Here is a 19,360-nt window from a genome sequence, read left to right on the forward strand (position 1 = left end):
GGAGTGGGTTCGTGAACTGGTTATACGTTGCTGCCGTCGTGGCGCTCGGCGGGCAGTCGTTCGTGGCGCAGGATCCGGTGCCTTCCTCGGAGATCCGGGTCACGGACGAGTGGGGGATCAACGTCTTCCTGTGTACGCCGGCCGGCTACGGCTGTGGCAAGCGGTATGCCACCGCGGCGCAGAGGCGGAAGGTCGAGAGCCTTTTGACGAAGGTGCCGGGGGTCACCGACGTGCTGTTCGTCGATCGTGCCAGTGCCTACGCCTGAAGGGCGTGTTCTCTGTGTTCAACGAGAGGTGTCACCGCGCCCAGGTCAAGCTGTTCGTGACATACGGGATGAGCGGGGTCGACGGCAAGGTGTGCGCGCCGAAGCGGTAGCCGTGCGGGGTTGAAGATGACCGTGTGACCCGAGCAGCAGATGAGGTTCCCAGGCGTCTCTGTTACGTGGAAGCCGAACTACTCAGCCAACAACAGGCCCTGACGCGGCAGCGGGTCGATGTGGCGTCGATCTTCGCCGAGCATCATGTGGGGCTGGTGCGACTGGCCCTCATCATGGTCGGCGATCAGGCGACCGCCGAAGACGTCGTCCAGGACGCGTTCGCGCGCACGCACGCCGGCCGTGGCCGGTTGCGCGACGCCGACAAGGCGCTGGCCTATGTGCGCTCCGCGGTGCTCAACGGGTGCCGGTCGGTGCTGCGCAGGCGGGCGACGGTGTTCAGGAAGGCGGTGCCGTACGAGCCGCCCGTCTGGTCTGCGGAGAGCGCCGCGTTGCTGGGTGAGGAGCGACGCGAGGTCCTGGTCGCGCTGCGCGGGCTGCCCCGCAGGCAGCGCGAGGCGCTGACGCTGCGCTACTACTTCGAGCTCGCCGATCAGGAGATCGCCGAGACGATGGGCGTGAGCGCGAGCACGGTCCGGTCAACGATCGCGCGGGGGCTGGCGGCCCTCGGCCGAGTGCTTGGGGAAAATGCATGAACAGCCCGGTGGAAGACAGACTGCGCGAAGCCCTCAGTGAGGCGGGGGCGGCGGTGGACACCAGCGTGCTGAAGCCGCTGAGGGCGCCGGAGCGGCGGTTTCGGATGGATCTCCGGTGGGTGGCGGTGCCTGTGGTCGTGATGCTCGCGGGGGCGGCGACCGCGGCGGCGCTGGGCGCCAGGTCCGATGACGAGGATCGCGCCACGGCGGTGAGCCCGCCGACGACCGTGACGGCGAAGGTGTCCGTCTTCCTGTGCACCGGCTCGGACCTCGGGATGCCGCCGTGCAAGGCAGGTGCCGCCACCCCCCAGCAGACGAAGACGATCGAGCGCGCACTGAGGGAGTTGCCACAGGTCGAGCGGATGTTCTTCGTGAGCCGGACGAGCGCCTACGAAGACTTCAGGAAGAAATACGCCGCCAACAAGGTGCTCGTCGATCACGTCAAGGTGACCGACCTGCCTCCGTTGTTCAGTTTGCAACTCAAGCGGGGCGCCGATTCCAAGCAGATCCAGACATCGGTGGGAAGGATGGCCGGGGTCAGGGAGGTCGTGGATCATGCGGCCGCCGCTGCCGTGCGGCCCGAGAAGCCGAAGTGGCACCTCAACGTCTTCCTGTGCGGCAGCAAGGGGCCGGAGCAGCCGCCGTGCGCGGGGAGGAAGAAGAACGGCGCGGAGGGCAAGGCCATCACCAGCGGCGAGAGGGTGGCGCTCGAAGAGCTGATCATCGAGACGCCCGGGGTCGAGGAGTTCGTCTTCGAGACCCAGGCGGAGGCCTACAAGAACTTCAAGGAGTCGTTCGCGAAGAATAAGGAGCTCGTGGATGCGACTCGGTTGGGTGACATGCCGCAATCGTTCAGGATCAGGCTGAAGAAGGGCACCGAGTGGTCCGATCTGGCCGGTGAGCTGAAGAAGCAACCAGGGGTGGCCCAGGTCATCAGCGGCATATGCAGGGCCGACCTTCACTCGCTGTCGGTCGATTACGGTTTGGAGCCGCTACCGGAGGAGAAGGTGTGCCCCGTCATCAAGTGAGGCGGCGAAGATCCGCGCGCTAGCCCCTGACCTCCGGTGTACGGACACACGTAATGTGGCTACGAAGGCCGTAAGTAACCCCTAGGCCGTCAGGAGGCGAGCTCGAGCCCATGGGAATGATCATGGCCGTGAGCTTCACCCGCTACGGGAGGCTCTACTACCTCGATCCCGGCGAGCACACCCCCAAGGTGGGCGACAAGGTGCTCGTGCCGACGGACTCGGGTCCCGAGGTGGCGGAGTGCGTGTGGGCGCCGCAATATACGAGTGACGACATCGACGGGCTGCCGGTGTGCGCCGGCCCCGCGGGGGAAGACCATCTCACCCGCGACGAAACCAACAAACGCCGCAGGGCCGAGGCCCGGAGCGTGTCCAAACGATTGATCAAACGGCACACGTTGCCGATGAAGGTCGTCGGGATCGACTATCTCGACCAGGACAACGTCTATACGGTCTACTTCTCGGCGCCGCACCGGGTGGACTTCCGCGCTCTCGTGCGCGACCTGGCCCGCAACCTGCGGGCCAGGGTGGAGCTGCGGCAGATCGGGCCGAGGGACGAGGCGCGGCTCCAGGGCGGCATCGGCCCCTGCGGCCGTGACCTGTGCTGTGCCACGTTCCTGAAGGATTTCGAGCCGGTCTCGGTGCGCATGGCCAAGGACCAGGACCTGCCGGTCAACCCTCTCCGGATCGCGGGCGCGTGCGGGCGGCTCATGTGCTGCCTGAAATACGAGCATCCGCTCTACCAGGAGTTCCGTGCCTCGGCTCCCCGGGTGGGGGCCGCCGTGGAGACTCCTCAGGGGGCGGGGACGGTGGTGGGGCACAACGTACCGTCCGACTCCGTGGTGGTGCGGCTCAACGACGGCGGGCGGCGGTGCGCGTGTTCGAAGGCCAGCGTGTGCGGGCCGCGGAAGGCGTACGACTCGACGTACGGGGGTGAGGCGGGGGAGACGGTCTGACGGGCGCTGTGGCGGCGCGCGGCAGGTGTCGTCGGGCGGGTGCGGTCGCCGTGGCGATGGCGATGGTGCTCGCTTCCGGCTGCGCCGATCCGCGACCGTCCGGTCCGGTAGCCGGGGGACCGGCCTGGACGGACTGCGGTGACGGGTTCGAGTGCACGACCTTGCGGGTCCCGCTGGATCACGGGGCGCCCGGCGGTGAACGGGTGGAGCTCGCGGTGATCCGGCTGCCGGCCCGGGGCGGGCAGCGGATCGGGTCACTCGTCCTCAATCCGGGCGGGCCGGGCAGTTCGGGCGTCGAGTATGCCAGGGCGGCCCGGATCGTCGTGAGCGAGGAGATCCGGGAGCGGTTCGACGTCGTGGGGTTCGATCCGCGCGGGGTCGGAGGGTCGGCGCCTGTCGAGTGCCTGGGCGACGAGGAGCTGGACACGTTCTTCTCCCTGGACGCCAGCCCCGACTCGGCCGCCGAACGGACAGACCTGGAGACGGGGGCGCGTCGGTTCGCGGAGGGGTGCCGGCGGGGGGCCGGGCGGTTGCTGCCGTACCTGGGGACCGTCGATGTGGCGCGGGATCTGGAGTTGCTGCGGCAGGCGCTGGGGGACCAGAAGCTGACCTATCTCGGGAAGTCGTACGGGACGTTTCTGGGTGCGGTTTACGCGGATATGTTCCCTGGCCGGGTGCGTGCCCTGGTGCTGGACGGGGCGCTCGACCCGGCGGCCTCGCGGGCGCGGCTCAACTCGGACCAGGCGGTGGGGTTCGAGGAGGCGCTGCGGGCGTACGCGGCGGAGTGTTTGAGGGAGGCAGGGTGCCCGTTCAGAAGCCGGGACGTGGACGGCGCCGTGGCGGAGGTGGGCCGGCTCCTCCGGCGTACGGACGAGCGGCCCTTGCCCGGGGACGGTCGTCGTCCGGACGGGCGACCGTCGCCTGGGAGCGGGCGTCGCACGGATGGGCGACCGTCGCCTGGGAGCGGGCGTCGCACGGATGGGCGACCGTCGCCTGGGAGCGGGCGTCGCACGGATGGGCGACCGTCGCCCGGGGACGGCCGTCATAGGGATGGGCGGCCCCTACCCGGGGGCGGGCGGGAGGTGACGCAGGCGCTGGCCACCCTCGGCCTGCTGACGCCCCTCTACGACCGCGAGCTCTGGCCGGAGCTGACCGAGACCCTCCGCCAGGCGTTCCACGGCGACGGCCGGATGCTGCTCCACAACGCCGACCAGCTCATCGGCCGGGACGAGGACGGCACCTACTCCAACCAGAGCGAGGCCAACATGGCCATCAACTGCGTGGACGGCACCCATCCGGCCGACTACGAGCGGGAAGCGGCCGCGTCGTCGGCCCGGGCGCCCAGGTTCGGGCCGTCCATCATGTGGTCGTCCTTGCCCTGCGCCTACTGGCCGGCCCCGGCCACCTTCGACAGCCACCCCCTGACGGCCCACGGCGCCCCACCCATCCTGGTCCTCGGCACCAGGCGGGATCCGGCGACGCCGTACAGGTGGGCGCGGGCGCTGGCGGGAGAACTGGAGTCGGGCGTGCTACTGGGCTTCGAGGGGGACGGGCACACGGCGTACTTCAACGGGTCGCCGTGTGTGGACGGGGCGGTGGAGCGGTATCTGGTGACGGGGGCCGCACCAGAGGACGGGACGGTCTGTCCGGGGATCGGATGATCGAGGGAGCGAGAACCCCTAAGACTCCTGTAGACTCTTCCAAGCTGCTGAACAGCACGCCGCCTTAGCTCAGTCGGCCAGAGCACTTCACTCGTAATGAAGGGGTCTCGGGTTCGAATCCCGAAGGCGGCTCCAGCACTGAAGCCCTCCGCAGGATCGCGGAGGGCTTCTGCGTGTCTACGTTCCAGTTCTGGTTGTGACAGTCAAGGTCTTTCTGCGCGTCCTGGGGTGTCGTGCCAGACCTTGCCGCTCGTCGTGAGTCACCATCACGAGCCGGCGGTGTCGCTATCGGAAGACGCCCCCGTGGCTTGTCGCGGACCCGCGGCCAGGAGCCCCGGTAGCGGGTCCCGGCGCAAACGACCGCCCGGCGCCGTCCTGGCGGAAACGACCGTCCGGCGCCGGCATGTCCTCAGCAGGTGGCCAGACCTCACCGAAAACGACCCGTTGACCACACTGCTCTGGGCACGCATCGCGGGTAATGCAGGTGCATCGACGAACTGCGAGCCCTAGATTGCGTGGGGTGGATCTTTCACATCTCGGGACGCCGATCGGTCCGATGGTCCGTGTCCACGGCGGGTTCGCCAACCGGATGTACCGGCTCGACACCGACCAGGGGTCATTCGCGGTGAAGGAGTTGAACCTCCTCGATCGCCGCTGGGCCTACTGTGCCGAGGACGTGTTCAGGTTCGAACAGGCGGCCTTCGCCGCCGGCATCCCGATGCCGGAGCCGATCTCGGCCGGCCATCACACGCTCGTCCACCGGTGGGTCGAGGGCGAGAAGATGCCCGAAGCACCCGTGTCGCCGGCGTACGCGTTCGAGATCGGTGAGATTCTGGCGCGCATCCACGCGCTCGACGTCGCGTGGACCCACGTCTCGATCGAGGACCCGACGTCACGGGACTGGCCCGAACTCGCCGCGCGGGCGACGGCGACCGGACAGCCGTGGGCCGGCGAACTCACCTCCCAGGTCGAGACGTTCCTCGCAATTGCCGACTTCGTCGACACCTGTGAGCGCCCAGGCCCCGTCGTGCTGACCCACAAGGACATCCAACCGTGGAACCTCCTCGCACGAGAGGGCCGGCCGGTGGTGCTCGACTGGGAGCTCTCGGGGATGCTCGACCTGTCCAGTGAGCTCGGCTCGACAGCGCTGAGCCTCGCGAAGGGACCCGGCTTCGACGACGTCAAGCCTGCCATCTTCCGTTCGGTCCTCAACGGCTACGTCGCAGGAGGCGGAGTGCTGCCGCCGCCGGGTCCAAGCTGGTTCGTGTTCATGATCAGCGGCTGGCTGGGGCACACGAGGTGGAACATCCTCCGCTGCCTCGCCGGTGTCGAGCCCGGCACCGGCCCTGACCTCGCGCTGTCGCACGAGTCCGTGCGCAACGGAGTGCGCGGCCTCCCCGAACTGTTCGGCCGACTTCCCGAGCTCGAGGCGCTGCTCAGGTGACAGTGACCCGCTTCTGCGCTGGGTGCGCGGCGCGAGTTTGAAGCGCTGCTCAGGTGACAGCGACCCGCTTCCGCGCCGGGTGCGCGTCCCGAGTTCGAGGCGACAGTCGATGACCCCCACCGACACCGACACCTGCCTCGGGCCTGGTCAGACGCCAGAGGCGCGATCGGGATCGCGGGCGTCGCCTGGCGGTTGCGCGCTCCTGGCGGGTGCCGGCTGCGGCAAGTCTGCTCTTCGCTGTGCGGCCTGGTGCGGGGATCTCTTGTGGACCATCATGGCGCGATGAGTGTTCGCTATGACGATGTGATCGGTCCGCTGCGGGCGGCCTACGATGATGGTGCCGAGCGGCGTGACGCGAGCGGCAAGGCGGCGTGGAAGCTGGCGGAGCGGGAAGCGTTTCTGAGCCGTCTGCGGGGCCACGAGTGCGAGCGGCTGCTGGAGATCGGTGCCGGGACCGGTCAGGACAGTGCGTACTTCCAGGAGAACGGCAGGGAAGTGGTGGCTGTCGATCTGTCTCCCGCCATGGTCGCACTGTGCCGGGAGAAGGGCCTGGACGCCCGTGTCATGGATTTTCTGAGTCTCGATTTCCCGTCGGGTTCGTTCGATGCGGTCTATGCCGTCAACTGTCTTCTGCATGTGCCCAACCGGGATCTTCCCGCGGTGCTGGATGAGGTCCATCGGTTGTTGCGTCCTGGGGGGCTGTTCTTTCTGGGGGTGTACGGGGGCGGCAAGCTGACGGGAGAAGGTCCGTTCGAGGGGGACGATCATCGGCCTCCTCGGTTCTTCTCATTTCGGACTGATGACGAACTCAAGGGGTACGCGCGCGGAAACTTCGAGATCGTTGACTTTCATGCTGTGGGTGCGGATGAGGTCCGGTTTCAGTCGCTCACTCTGCGTCGGCCCAGGCCGAGCGGCTGACGGCCCGGGCTCTCGTGCGTCACGGTGATTCCCGCGACGCCTACTTCACGCTCTACCGGCGTTTCCTTTTTCTCAGGCCGGAAAGGCGGGAGCGGGCCGCCGTGGTCGGGCTTCGTCACGACGGATGGTCCGAAGAGAACGTGGCCGATCTGCTCGGCTGGGGTCACGGCGGTGGTCGCGCTCCTGGCCCTGGCGTCGCCGGAACTGCCTCAGAGCGTCGAATACCCGCCGCCTTCCCCGCCGTACGTGCGGCCCACCCTGCCCGTGGGCCTCCCGAAGGGCCCCATTCGGTACGCCTACCTCCCGGCCGACGGCGACTGGGTGCTCGTCACCTCCTCCGGCGCCCGCGGAACCATGCCCGGCCGGCATGGAGACGTCCTGAGAATCAGCCGGAACGGCCTGAGAATCGCTCACTACGCCTGAGGAACGCTCACCCTCATCGATGGGAGACGACCAGATCTGGCTGGACGGCTCCAAGACGGAGATCGACGTCGCCTCCGGCGGCCGCGTGATGCTGTCGGCCGACGGCACCATGTACGCCCACGCCTACGACCGGCGGCCGGAGGTGGACGTGGAAGGCTTCGACGGAAAGAGCCGCACCTTCACGATGAAGGACGACAACGTCCTCGCAGTGGAGGGCTGGGCCGGCTCATCCGGAGTGATCGTCAGAATGCACTACGGCGGCTACCGCCTGATCGATGTCAAAACGGGCAAGGTCAGCACCCTCGACGCCGACCATTCGCCCGTGGTGTTCGGCAAGCTCGTCTAGGGTCTGGCGCTCAGGCGGGCGTCGAGTTCGGCCTGCTGCTCCGGGCTGAAAGCGCGCCTGGGGAGAAAGGCCGCGGGCTGCCGCTTGATGAACAGCAGCCAGAACTCGGGCCCGGTCACGATCTCGTCGAACAGGGACCAGCGCATGGTGGTGGTGACCTGCTCGGTACGCCATTCGTAGTGGTCGTCGGTCATGTGAAGCGTGCCGGGCACACAGAGGTGGTCGATCTGCGGCCGGGCGGTCCGGCGAAGCGACCAGGTGGCCACGAAGGGGGTCAAGGCCGCGGTGACGAGCAGTCCGATCCCCACGGCGCTGCTGGTCGACAGCAGGAGGCTGATGATGCCCAGCGCCGCCGGCAGTGTCGGCAGCAGCCAGAGAAAGACCTTCAACCTCCGCTTCAGCGCCTGCTCGAACGCCCGCATCACTTCGTCGGGCGTGGGCCGGTAGTCCACGGTGAAATCCATCCTGCCGCCTTTCGCCGAGAACGCGGCTGCCAGGAATTCTGGAGGAGAGATCGGTTGATCGGCCGCGCGTGAGGAGATTAGCGTCGTTCACCGGCAACCCTGATATCCCAAGAAAGTCAAAAGAGGCAGTCATGTCCGTGACCCGAAACGTCCGGAGAAGCCTGGCGATGGCGTTAGCCGTCGTCCTGGCACTGACCATGACGTCGCAGGCCGGCGCCAATACGGTGCAGCCCAAGCGGCCGAACATCATCTTCTTCCTCGTTGACGACATGTCGGCCGACCTGCTCCCGTACATGGACACCGTCAGCGCCCTGGCCACCGACGGCACCAGGTTCACCGACTACTACGTGTCCAACTCGCTCTGCTGCCCCTCGCGGGCCTCCATGTTCACCGGCCAGTTCCCGCACAACACGGGCGTCGCCACGAACAAGGGCTCCGACGGCGGCGGCTATCAGGCGTTCCAGAAGCACGAGGGCCGTACGTACGCCGTCCCTCTCGACCAGGCCGGCTATCGCACGGGTTACCTGGGCAAGTACATCAACGAATATCCGGTCGCCACCGACTATCACGTGCCGGCCGGGTGGGACGAGTGGCATGTGGCGGCCGGGGGCGGATACAACGAGTTCAAATACCAGCTCACCCGCTACATCAGGGAACAGGGCCAGAAGCCGATCGACCCCGGTGGCGGCAAATATCTGGTGGACGAGCTCGGGCAGCGGGCGTGGACTTCATCGTGCGGTCCCGCGAATACGCGCCGGGAAAGCCGTTCTTCCTGCAGGTCGCGCCGTTCGCGCCGCATGCCCGCCTCGGCGTCAAGCCGGGCGACAAGGAGCCGCGCTTCCCGCCCGCGCGCCGCGACCGGCCGAAGAACCAGTTCCCGCACGGGGACTGCGGTGGGCCCGACTGCGCGGGCATCGACGTGACCAAGCTGCCCGCGTTCAACGAGGACACCGCCGACAAGCCCGCCTGGGTACGCCGCGCGCCCATCGGAGCCCCGCTGACCAAGGAGCTGCGCAAGGACTTCCGTGACCGGATCCGCATGGTGCAGTCGATCGACGACATGGTGGAGCGGGTCATGGGCACGCTGACGGACGAGGAGCGGCGCACCACGTACGTGGTGTTCACCAGCGACAACGGCTTCCACCTCGGCCAGCACCGCCTCCCGCGCGGCAAGTCCACCGCCTACGACCACGACGTCCGGGTGCCGCTGCTGGTCAAGCGCCCGGCGGCGGGACGGCAGGGTGACCTGGTGAGCTCGAACATCGTGCAGAACGTGGACCTGTTCGCGACGTTCCTCGACATGGCCGGCATCGAGCATCCGGCCCGCGACAAGCGCGACGGGCACAGCCTGCTGCCGCTCATCGAGGGGCACAAGGCGCCTGACTGGCGCGAGGTGGCCCTGATCGAGCACGTCAAGCCGAATCCGGCCGCGCCGGGCGAGCCGGACCCGGACGCCGAGGACCTCCAGGCGGACAACGCCGAGCCGCCCACGTACGAGGCGATCCGGACCGCCGGCGACCTGTACGTCGAGTATCAGGGCGACCCGAAGCCCGAGTACTACGACATGGTCGCCGACCCGAACCAGGAGTCCAACGTCCCGGACCACGCCAGGACGGCCGAGCTGAAGCCGGTGCTCGAACGGCTGGCGGGATGCGGCCGGCCGGGCGCGGCCGACTGCTGGACCGCCGCGCGGCTCAACTAACCGGTGCCCGGATACGCCAGGATTCCTCCATGCAAGGAGCCAAGCGGCAATTCGCCGAGCCGGAACAGGTCAAAGATCTCGCGAGGAAGGCGCTCGGCCGTGACCTCGTCCACGTCGAACGGCTGAAAGGCGGCAGTAAGAAGGGCGTCTACCGGCTGGAGTTCGACCGCGGCGACAGCGCGGTGCTCTATTCGTGGGCCGAGGACGAGAACTTCTGGGACACCGAGTCGCCCAGCTCCGGGCTGCGGTTCTTCGAGGCCGCACAGAGGCGCCTGCGGGAGATCGGCGTACGGGTCCCGCACCTCTACCACGCCGACGCCGGCAGGGAGCACTACCCTGCCGACGTCGCGCTGATCGAGGACGTGCGTACCGGATCGCTGGAGGACCGGCTGGCACGGGACCCCGAAGGGGGCCGGCGGGTGATGGACCGGCTCGCGGCGAGCCTCAGGGCGATGGCGGAATGCCGGTCACCGGAGCACGGCACGGTCGCCGCGGTCGAGAGCGGGCAGGGGCGGCGAGACTGCGTGGAGCTGGTGCTCGGCTGGGCGCTGAAGGACCTCGCCCAGGCGGCCGCGCGGGTCGAGCGGATCGGGCAGGTCGAACAGGAGCTGGGCGAGCGCGTCCGCGAGCTGGCCGCCGGCATCGAGGAGCGCGCCGACTACGGGCTCATCCACGGCGAGCTGGGGCCCGACCACGTGCTGGTGGACGATCAGGACGAACCTGTGCTCATCGACATCGAGGGCACGTCGTTCTTCGACGTCGAGTGGGAGCACGTCTTCCTGCGCATCCGCTTCGGCCCCGACTACGAGCACCTGCGGATCGACGGGCTCGACGAACGGCGGCTGACCTTCTACCGGTTGGCCCAGCACCTGTCGCTCGTCGCGGGGCCGCTGCGCCTGCTGGATGGCGACTTCCCGGACAGGGAGTTCATGATGGGAATCGCCAGGCACCACACGGAGCAGGCGCTCGCGTTCGTGTAAGGGCCCTTGCGCGAGCTGGCAGATTCGATTAGGAAGGTTTCCTATTAGTTAAGGAGCGGCTGGTGCGCGTAAGGCATGCGATGGCGGCCGTGGGCATCCTGCTGGCCGCCGCCTGCGGTCAGCGGCCCCAGGAGGCCCCGGTCAACGCCGAAGACGTGATGTTCGTGCAGATGATGGTCCAGCATCACCGGCAGGGCATCGAGATCGCCAGGGTGGGAAGCTCCCGCGCCACCAACGCCGAGCTCAAGAACCTGACCGCGGCCATCGAGAGCACGCAGCAGGACGAGGTCGAGATGATGCTGCGCTGGCTGCACTCCTGGGACCAGCCGCTCACCCCCGCCACCAGCGCGCACGACCACCATGGCGGCATGCCGGAGACCGACGTCAAGCGCATCCAGGCGCTGAAAAAGTCGAAGAACTTCGACTACGACGTGCTCAACCTGCTGATCGCGCACCAGGACGACGCCGTGCAGATGGCCGCCGGCGAGGTGTCGGGCGGGGCCAACCCGGCCGTCCAGCAGTGGGCGGCCCAGGTGCAGGCCTCCCGAAGGTCGCAGATCGACCTGATGATGGACCTCATCAAGAAGTAGCCAGAACATTCTGCTCGTAGACGTCCTTGGCATTAAGTGATTAGATCACTTGATATGTCCGAGGTAACGCGGCCCACGCTGTCCGACGCTCTGACCGAGCGCATGCTGGAGCTCATCCGCACCGGAGGGCACCGGCCGGGCGACAGGCTGCCCTCGACCAGGGAGCTGTCCCAGCGCTTCGCCGTCACCACCCCGACGCTGCGCGAGGCACTACGGCGGCTGGAGGCCACCGGGGCCATCGAGATGCGGCACGGCTCCGGCATCTATGTCGGGGCCGACATCGAGCGGCTGGTCCTGCCCAACCCGAACATGCGCGAGATGCACGGCGCCCAGCTCCTCGAACTGCTGGGCGCGCGGATCGTCATCGAGCCCCCGCTGGCCGCCATGGCCGCCGAGCACGCCGGCCGGGAGGAGCTGGCGGCGCTCAAGCGGGTGCTCGACGAGGCGGGCAGGCATCTGCGCGGCGAGGACGCGGAGCTGCACGACGCGAACATGTCCTTCCACCGGGCGACCGCCCGGATGGCGGGCAACAGCGTGCTGAACGAGGTCGTCGACTCGCTGCTCACCGTGCACGGACCGGAGCAGCGCGAGATCCTGCAGATCTTCGACGACCGGCGCCGCGACTACGACGAGCACCTGGCCATCCTGGAGGCCATCGAAGCACGCGACGCGGCGCAGGCCGAGGCGCGCATGCGGGCCCACCTGGTGGACGTGAAGACCGTTATAGAGCACAGGTTGCAATCCCCCCGATAGAACCAAGGAGGCCGGCCCATGTTCCGGTCACGTGTTGTCACGCTCGGCGTGGCGGCGCTCGTCCTGACCGCCTGCGGTGGCAATGGCGCCGCAGCGCCGCAGAAGAAGACCGAGCTGACGCTGTACAACGACAAGGGCGCGTGGACGAAGTACTTCGATGAGATGGGCGCCCTGTCCAAGCAGAGCATCGGCCTGGGCATGAAGCCGACGGGCTATACGGACTCCGCTCAGTACCAGGCGTTCATCAAGGCGTCGTTCCGCACGAACGTCAAGCCCGACCTGTTCACCTGGCAGACCGGGGGGATGCTGGAGGAGATCGTCAAACAGAAGCAGGTGGCCGACACCACGGCCATCTGGCAGGAGGCGATCAAGGCAGGCGACCTGTCGCAGGACCTGGCCCCCTATTACACGATCGGTGGCAAGCAGTACTGCGTGCCGATGAACGTCGCGTACTGGGGCATGTTCTTCAACAAGAAGGTCTTCGACAAGTACGGTCTGAAGCCGCCGGCCACCTGGGACGAGCTGATCACCGTGGCCGAGACGCTGAAGAAGAACGGCGTGAAAGCCTTCTACCACACCAGCGTGCTGTTCTCCTTCGTCTGGTTCGAGCAGCTCATGGCCGGTATGGACCCCGACCTGTACGACCGCCTGTCCACCGGCAAGGCGAAGTACACCGACCCGGGCGTGGTCCAGGTGATGGAGAAGTGGAAGACCCTCATCGACGCCGGATATTTCGTTAATCCGGGCGACAAGACGGACCCGGGTGACGTGCTCAAGAACGGCAAGGCCGCCATGGTCTCGTTCGGCACCTGGTTCAACACCAGCATGAGCCAGCGGAACCTGAAGCCGGGCACCGACTACGACTTCTTCGTCATCCCCAACGTCAACCCGGCGCTGCCGAAGACCTCGATGATCTTCGAAAGCGGGCCGCTGTGCTCGCTCACCAAGGCGGCCGACCCGGATGCCGGCCTGAAGTATCTCAAGTGGTGGACCACCTCGCAGGCCCAGGAGAAGTGGGCGACGAGCCGGGGCGACGTCAGCGCCAACCCGAAGGTGGAGATCGCCGACAAGGCCCTCGGCGCGGTCACCAAGGACGCCGGCGGCGGTAAGTATCGCCTGGTCAACCGCTACTTCGAGGCGACGCCGCCGCCCATCCTGACCGCCGCGCTCGACGGGTTCAGCAAGTTCGTCACCGAGCCCGGCACGTACAAGGAGGTCCTGGAGACGATCCAGAAGGCGGCCGACGAGTACTGGAGCACGCATCAGTGACCCGCGCGCCCATGCTCGGCCGATTCAGGTACGGCTACGTGGCGCCCGCGGCGCTGCTGGTCGCGGGGCTGCTGTACGCGCCCTTCCTGTGGACGGCCTACCTGAGCCTCACCCGCTACGACGGGCTTGAGCCGCCGGCCTTCATCGGCCTGGCCAACTTCACCAAGTTCTTCGACGACCCCGCGCTGCTCACCTCCACCCGCAACACGCTGTTCTGGGTGATCGGCACCATGGTGCTGCCGGTCGGGCTCGGGCTGCTGGTCGCGGTGTTGTCCTACGACATCAAGGGCGGCGCGTGGTATCGGGTGCCGTTCATGCTGCCGTACGCGCTGAGCGGCGCCGGCCTCGCCATGGTGTGGAGCCCGATCCTGTCGCATGACGGCATCGCCAACCTGCTCCTCGGCGTGGACACCGCGTTCCTGCAGGAGGCGCCGTACAACACGCTCGCCATGTTGCTGGTCTGGACGTGGCAGCAGCTCGGCGTGAACACGCTGCTGTTCGTGGTGGGCCTGCAGTCGATCCCGAAGGAGCCGATCGAGGCCGCGCGGCTCGACGGGGCCTCGGGGTGGGGGCTGTTCCGGCACGTGATCTGGCCGCTGATGCGCCCGCTGACCGCCGTCGTGGTCGGGCTCGCGCTGGTGGCCAGCCTGAAGACGTTCGACATCGTGTGGGTGATGACGCAGGGCGGCCCGGGGCGCAACTCCGAGACGCTGGCGGTGACCATGTACAAGGAGACGTTCGTGGCCAGCGACTACGGCTACGGCTCAGCGGTCGCGGTGATGCTGACCGTCGTCACGGGGCTGGCCTCCTACCTCTACCTGCGCAGGCAGGTGACCGCCACGTGATCAGGCGCGCCGTGCTCATCGTGCTCGGGCTGATCTGGCTCGGGCCCACCTACCTGCTGCTCGTCAACGCCTCGCGGCCGGCCGACGCCTACGATCCGGGCCGCGCGTGGGTGCCGTCCGGCGACTTCGCGCTGCTGGAGAACTTCGGCCGGGCCCTGGAGAGCGCGAACCTGACGCAGAGCCTGGCCAGCACCGCCCTGTACAGCGTCGTCTCCCCGCTGCTCGGAGTGATCATCGGGGCGCTGGCCGGGTACACGATCGTGGTGCTGCGGCTGCGCGGCGGTTTCTGGTGGTTCCTGCTGATCTTCGGCGGCACCGTCTTCCCCACGCAGATGCTGCTCGTGCCGCTGTTCGTCGGCTACAGCGACGCCGGTCTGTACGACAGCCGCGTCGGCATGATCCTCGTCTACACGGCCGTCAACGTGCCGCTGGCCGCGTTCGTCCTGCGTAACTTCTACAGCGGCGTGGCCTTCTCGATCTTCGAGGCCGCGCGCATGGACGGCGCCTCCACCTGGCGCATCTTCTGGCGGATCTACCTGCCGATCTCGTTCAGCGCGCTGATGGCCGTGTTCATCCTCGAGTTCACCTTCATCTGGAACGACCTCATCTTCGGCCTGACCCTGACCCAGACCGAAGAGGTACGGCCCGTGATGACCGCCATCGCGGGCCTCATGAGCGACGTGTACGCCGGCACCCCGGTCCCCGTCGGCCTGGCCGCGGGCCTCGTGGTCTCGCTGCCGACGGTCGTGCTGTTCCTCGCCACCCAGCGCCTCTTCGCCAGGGGCCTGTCTCTAGGGAGTGTGTAATGACCAGCCGGTTGCTCCAGCGCAGCCTGGGAAGCCCCGACTACGACGGGATCAGGCAGGCGCTGCGCGACGACACCTCGACGCCGGTCATCCGCGTGCGCGGGCTCGAAGTGCGGGTCGCGGTGCTGCCGCTGTTCACCCACGACGGCCGCCAGGCGGTCCGGGTGTCGAGCACCGAGCCGCTCACCCACGTGCTCGTGGGGGTGGACAGCGCGTCCGGCACCGACGTGACGCTGCTGGTCCCCGAGGTGGACGCGCCGCGCGTGCTGACCCTGGAGTGCCGCGACGACGCCGGGGTGATCGGCAGCGCGCCGATCACGGTGACGCCGCAGCGCAAGTGGAGCGTGTTCGTGGTGCACCACTCGCACCTGGACATCGGCTACACCGACCCGCAGGGCACGGTGCTCCGCCACCACCTCGACTACCTCGACGCGGCGGTACGGCTGGCGGAGGAGACCGAGTCCTGGCCGGACGACGCCAAGTTCCGGTGGACGGTCGAGTCCTCGATGCCGGCGCTGAAGTGGCTCGACGCCCGGCCCGCCGAGCGGGTCGAGTCGTTCGCCCGGCTGGCCAGGGCGGGCCTGATCGAGGTGACGGCGCTGCCGTTCCAGTTGCACACCGAGGCGTGCTCCACCGAGGAGCTGCACCGGCAACTGCGCTTCACCCACCAGCTCGAACGGCGGTTCGGCTTCGCCACCAAGTCGGCCATGCACACCGACGTGCCGGGGGCGGTCGTCGGGCTGGTGGACGCGCTCAACGCGGCCGGCGTGCGCTACCTGGCCGCGGCCCACAACTGGGCGGGGCGCTCGGTGCCCTATCTGCACGGCGGTGACAAGCTGACCAGGCCGTTCCGGTGGCGGGCGCCGAGCGGGAACGAGATTCTCGTGTGGTTCACCGACACGCCGCACGGCATGGCGTACATGGAGGGCAACACGGTCGGGCTGACCGACTCCTACGAGCTGGCCGACGACCTGCTGCCGCGCTACCTGTCGGCGCTGGCCACGCGGGGCTACCCGTACGGGCCGGGGACGTTCGGGTGGCAGGGGCCTGACGCGCCGCGGGAGCCGTACGAGCTGGACGCGCTGCACCTGCGCGTGCAGGGCGCGCACGCCGACAACGCGGGCCCGTCGATCGTGCCGGCGTCGATCGCGCGCCGCTGGAACGAGGAGTGGGCCTTCCCGCGCCTGCGCTCGGCCGTCAACAGCGACTTCTTCGAGCACGTCGAGGAGCGCTACCTCGACCGGCTGGCCGTGCACGAGGGCGACTGGACCGACTGGTGGGCCGACGGGCTCGGCTCGGGCGCGCGCCCGCTGGGCTACGTGCGCCGGGCGCAGTCGGCGCTGCGGGTCGCCGAGACGCTGCACACGCTCGCGGGCGTGGACGCCACCGAGCAGATCGACGCCGCCTACGACAAGGTCGCGCTGTTCAACGAGCACACCTGGGGCGCGGCCAACCCGTGGGAGGACGCCGAGGAGGCGGGCGACTCCGGCGGCCTGCAGTGGACGCGCAAGTCCTCCGGCGCCTACGACGCCCAGGACGACGCGGCCGACCTGCTGCACGCCGCGACCCGCAGGTTCGGCGCGGCGCTGTCGGAGGTGGGCGCCGAGGGCGGCGCGCTGGCCTCGTTCGCCGTCTTCAACCCCGGCACCCGGGAGCGGACCGACGTCGTACGCGCGTTCCTGCCGAGAGACGTGGTGGGCGCGGACGTGCCGATCGCGCTGGTGGACTCGCGCACCGGGCGGACGCTGCCGCACCACGAGGAGTTCGTGGACCCGGTGGACTGGCCGACCCGGCCGATCGGGCGGCACATCCACGCCCTCGTGCCGGACGTCCCCGGCTACGGCTACGCGCGGGTGGACGTCGTTCCAGGTGAGAGCCAGGCCCCCGAGCCGGTCGACCTCGACCTGGGCACGATGATCGAGAACGAGTTCTACCGCGTGACGTACGACGTCCGCGAGGGCTACATCAGCTCGATCTTCGACAAGCGCGCGGGCCGCGAGCTGGTCAACGGCGAGGCCGCCGCCGGATTCGGCCAGTACGTCTACGACCAGTACGCCACCGCCCCGCACTTCAACCACCTGTCGGGCCACGTCGGCGCGCACGACCGCACCCTGCTCGGCGACCGCGCCATCGGCACCCACGCCACCGTCACCAAGACCGAGCGCACCGCCGTCGGCGAGAAGCTGGTCGTGGAGCTGCGGGGCAAGGGCGTCGACTGGATCCGCACCACGATCGAGCTCCACTACGGCGTGCCCCGGGTCGACCTGACCTACCGGCTCGCCAAGCAGGGCACCCCGGCCAAGGAGGCCGTCTTCCTGGCCTTCCCGTTCGCCGCGAGCGCGCCCACGGCCTGGGAGCTGACCGGTGGCGTGGGCGGCCCGGACGTGCCCAGGGTGCCGGGTTCGGCCGAGTACATGCTGCCGATCAGGCACTGGATCGCCTTCGAGGACGCCGAGCTGACCGTCGCCTGGGTCACCATGGAGGCGCCGCTGGTGCAGCTCGGCACCATCCACATGCCGTACGCGCCGTTCCCGCCGACCCTCGACCAGGAGGACGGCACGGTCTACTCGTGGGCACTCAACAACATCTGGGACACCAACTTCCCCGCACAGCAGCAGGGCGAGACCACGTTCCGCTACGCGGTCGGCTCGGAGGCGGGCGTCCAGGGGCGGCGGCTCGGCGCGTCGACGGCCTCGGGGCTGACCGAGCCGTTCGTGGGCGCGCTGATCACCGACAGCCCGGACGTCTCCGAGACGTACGTGAGCGTCGACCATCCCGACGTCCTCGTCACGTCGATCGGCCGGGCGGGTGACGAGCGGGTGGTGCGACTGCAGTCGCTGGCCGCCGAGCCCGTCGAGGTGACCGTGAAACTGGCGGGCCTGCGCTCGGCGCGCGACCTGGAGGTCGTGGACGAGTCGGTCAAGGTGGCACTGCCGGCCTGTGGAGTGGCCGTCGTTTGGGGGACGTGCGCGTGAAGATCGTCGATATCCGGGCCACGACGGTCGCGGTTCCGCTGGAGGCGCCGCTGCGGCACAGCAACGGCGCCCACTGGGGGCGGTTCATCCGCACGATCGTCGAGGTCGAGGCCGACAACGGGCTGGTCGGCCTGGGGGAGATGGGAGGAGGTGGGGAGAGTGCGGAGGCGGCGTTCCGCGCGCTGGTGCCGTACCTGAAGGGTCATGATCCGTTCCAGTTGGAGGCGCTGCGCTTCAAGATCGCCAACCCGACGGCCTCGCTCTACAACAACCGCACGCAACTGCTGGCCGCCATCGAGTTCGCCTGCATCGACCTCATCGGCCGGCACCTTGGGGTCTCCGCCAGTGACCTGCTCGGCGGGCGGATCCGCGACGCGGTGCCGTTCGCCTCCTACCTGTTCTTCCGGTACGCCGCCGACGGCCACCCCGAGATCCGCACCCCCGACCAGCTCGTCGAGCAGACCGCGCGGCTCAAGGCGGAGCACGGGTTCACCGTGCACAAGCTCAAGGGCGGGGTGTTCCCGCCCGACTACGAGCTGGAGTGCTACCGGGCGCTGGCCGAGGCGTTCCCGCAGGACCGGCTCAGGTACGACCCCAACGCCGTGCTGTCGGTGGCCGAGGGGCTGCGCTTCGGCCGGGCCATCGAGGGGCTGAACAACGACTACCTGGAGGACCCCGTCTGGGGGCTCGAAGGGCTCAGGATCGTGCGCGAGCAGGTCAAGGTGCCGCTGGCCACCAACACGGTCGTGGTCAACTTCGAGCAGCTCGCCTCCAACGTGCTGCGCCGGGCCGCCGACGTGGTGCTGCTGGACACGACGTTCTGGGGCGGCATCAGGCCGTGTGTCAAGGCGGCGGGGGTGTGCGAGACGTTCCAGCTCGGGGTGGCCGTGCACTCGTCGGGGGAGCTGGGCATCCAGCTCGCGACCATGCTGCACCTGGGCGCGGTGCTGCCGAACCTCACCTACGCCGCCGACGCGCACTACCACCAGCTCAGGGACGACGTGATCGAGGGCGGCAAGCTGGCCTACGCCGACGGCGCCATCGCCGTGCCGTCAGGTCCCGGGCTGGGCGTGCGGCTGGATCGCGAGCGGGTGGCGCGCTACGCCGAGCTCTACCGGGAGCTGGGTGGCTATCCCTACGACCGCGATCCGGGACGGCCCGACTGGTACGCGACCGTCCCGAACGAGCGCTTCGCGGATCCGACCGTAGAAATCACCCCATAAGTTAAGCGAC

19 protein-coding genes, 1 tRNA gene and 1 pseudogene are annotated in these 19,360 nt (G+C 68.7%); 20 read left to right on the forward strand and 1 reads right to left on the reverse strand.

The features are described from left to right. Positions 1–11: 11 nt before the first annotated feature. The 10 genes from C4V41_RS19365 (at position 12) to C4V41_RS19415 (ending at position 7,743) form a co-directional block, all read left to right on the forward strand. Entirely contained in the window at positions 12–266 is a 255-nt protein-coding gene (locus C4V41_RS19365; protein WP_146103712.1) for a hypothetical protein, read from the forward strand. Between the two features lie 176 nt (positions 267–442). Further along, entirely contained in the window at positions 443–970 is a 528-nt protein-coding gene (locus C4V41_RS19370) for a SigE family RNA polymerase sigma factor (protein WP_146103713.1), read from the forward strand. Positions 971–978: 8 nt separating this feature from the next. Further along, on the forward strand, positions 979–1,998 hold the full coding sequence (locus tag C4V41_RS19375; RefSeq protein ID WP_103957253.1) for a permease-like cell division protein FtsX: 1,020 nt from the start codon (positions 979–981) through the stop codon (positions 1,996–1,998). A 110-nt stretch (positions 1,999–2,108) separates the two neighbouring features. Next, entirely contained in the window at positions 2,109–2,951 is an 843-nt protein-coding gene (locus tag C4V41_RS19380) for a PSP1 domain-containing protein (RefSeq protein WP_407670009.1), read from the forward strand. A 56-nt stretch (positions 2,952–3,007) separates the two neighbouring features. Then, positions 3,008–4,612: an alpha/beta hydrolase gene (locus C4V41_RS64265; protein WP_235030251.1), complete on the forward strand. Its 1,605-nt coding sequence runs from the start codon at positions 3,008–3,010 to the stop codon at positions 4,610–4,612. Between the two features lie 58 nt (positions 4,613–4,670). Then, a tRNA-Thr gene (locus tag C4V41_RS19395) sits at positions 4,671–4,747 on the forward strand. A gap of 385 nt (positions 4,748–5,132) precedes the next feature. Next, on the forward strand, positions 5,133–6,056 hold the full coding sequence (locus tag C4V41_RS19400) for a phosphotransferase family protein (protein ID WP_103957255.1): 924 nt from the start codon (positions 5,133–5,135) through the stop codon (positions 6,054–6,056). Positions 6,057–6,338: 282 nt separating this feature from the next. Further along, positions 6,339–6,974 carry a class I SAM-dependent methyltransferase gene (locus C4V41_RS19405; RefSeq protein ID WP_103957376.1) on the forward strand — a complete coding sequence of 212 codons (636 nt, stop codon included), beginning with the start codon at positions 6,339–6,341 and terminating at the stop codon, positions 6,972–6,974. Positions 6,975–7,145: 171 nt separating this feature from the next. Further along, positions 7,146–7,397, forward strand: coding sequence for a hypothetical protein (locus tag C4V41_RS19410; protein WP_103957256.1), 252 nt, complete (start codon positions 7,146–7,148; stop codon positions 7,395–7,397). 19 nt (positions 7,398–7,416) lie between these two features. After that, positions 7,417–7,743 (forward strand): hypothetical protein, encoded by a 327-nt coding sequence (locus tag C4V41_RS19415; protein ID WP_103957257.1) that lies wholly within the window; start codon positions 7,417–7,419, stop codon positions 7,741–7,743. On the opposite strand, the gene C4V41_RS19420 is transcribed toward C4V41_RS19415, so the two are convergent. After that, complete coding sequence (locus C4V41_RS19420) at positions 7,740–8,207, reverse strand: YcxB family protein (protein ID WP_103957258.1); 468 nt, start codon at positions 8,205–8,207, stop codon at positions 7,740–7,742. The genes C4V41_RS19415 and C4V41_RS19420 overlap by 4 nt on opposite strands. Before the next feature lie 197 nt (positions 8,208–8,404). Between C4V41_RS19420 and C4V41_RS65345 the strand changes: the two are divergent. The 10 genes and pseudogenes from C4V41_RS65345 to C4V41_RS19470 all read left to right on the forward strand — a co-directional run. Beyond that, positions 8,405–8,740 (forward strand): annotated as a pseudogene (locus tag C4V41_RS65345) (sulfatase-like hydrolase/transferase); the annotation flags it as partial. 200 nt (positions 8,741–8,940) lie between these two features. Continuing rightward, positions 8,941–9,909: a sulfatase-like hydrolase/transferase gene (locus tag C4V41_RS19430; RefSeq protein ID WP_268808622.1), complete on the forward strand. Its 969-nt coding sequence runs from the start codon at positions 8,941–8,943 to the stop codon at positions 9,907–9,909. Positions 9,910–9,938: 29 nt separating this feature from the next. Then, positions 9,939–10,889, forward strand: a complete 951-nt coding sequence (locus C4V41_RS19435) for a phosphotransferase family protein (protein WP_103957261.1) — start codon at positions 9,939–9,941, stop codon at positions 10,887–10,889. Between the two features lie 62 nt (positions 10,890–10,951). Then, on the forward strand, positions 10,952–11,479 hold the full coding sequence (locus C4V41_RS19440) for a DUF305 domain-containing protein (protein WP_146103714.1): 528 nt from the start codon (positions 10,952–10,954) through the stop codon (positions 11,477–11,479). Between the two features lie 54 nt (positions 11,480–11,533). Then, positions 11,534–12,232 carry a FadR/GntR family transcriptional regulator gene (locus tag C4V41_RS19445; protein ID WP_103957263.1) on the forward strand — a complete coding sequence of 233 codons (699 nt, stop codon included), beginning with the start codon at positions 11,534–11,536 and terminating at the stop codon, positions 12,230–12,232. An 18-nt stretch (positions 12,233–12,250) separates the two neighbouring features. Continuing rightward, positions 12,251–13,501 (forward strand): ABC transporter substrate-binding protein, encoded by a 1,251-nt coding sequence (locus C4V41_RS19450; protein WP_103957264.1) that lies wholly within the window; start codon positions 12,251–12,253, stop codon positions 13,499–13,501. Then, positions 13,498–14,346, forward strand: a complete 849-nt coding sequence (locus C4V41_RS19455) for a carbohydrate ABC transporter permease (protein WP_235030229.1) — start codon at positions 13,498–13,500, stop codon at positions 14,344–14,346. The genes C4V41_RS19450 and C4V41_RS19455 overlap by 4 nt, the downstream gene beginning before the upstream one ends. Further along, positions 14,343–15,152, forward strand: a complete 810-nt coding sequence (locus tag C4V41_RS19460) for a carbohydrate ABC transporter permease (protein ID WP_103957265.1) — start codon at positions 14,343–14,345, stop codon at positions 15,150–15,152. Before C4V41_RS19455 ends, C4V41_RS19460 begins: the two co-directional genes overlap by 4 nt. Then, complete coding sequence (locus C4V41_RS19465) at positions 15,152–18,127, forward strand: glycoside hydrolase family 38 N-terminal domain-containing protein (protein WP_103957266.1); 2,976 nt, start codon at positions 15,152–15,154, stop codon at positions 18,125–18,127. Before C4V41_RS19460 ends, C4V41_RS19465 begins: the two co-directional genes overlap by 1 nt. Next, positions 18,124–19,350, forward strand: a complete 1,227-nt coding sequence (locus C4V41_RS19470; RefSeq protein WP_103957378.1) for an enolase C-terminal domain-like protein — start codon at positions 18,124–18,126, stop codon at positions 19,348–19,350. The genes C4V41_RS19465 and C4V41_RS19470 overlap by 4 nt, the downstream gene beginning before the upstream one ends. The last annotated feature ends 10 nt before the right edge of the window (positions 19,351–19,360 follow it).

This window comes from Nonomuraea solani, assembly GCF_900108335.1.
Lineage (GTDB): Bacteria > Actinomycetota > Actinomycetes > Streptosporangiales > Streptosporangiaceae > Nonomuraea > Nonomuraea solani.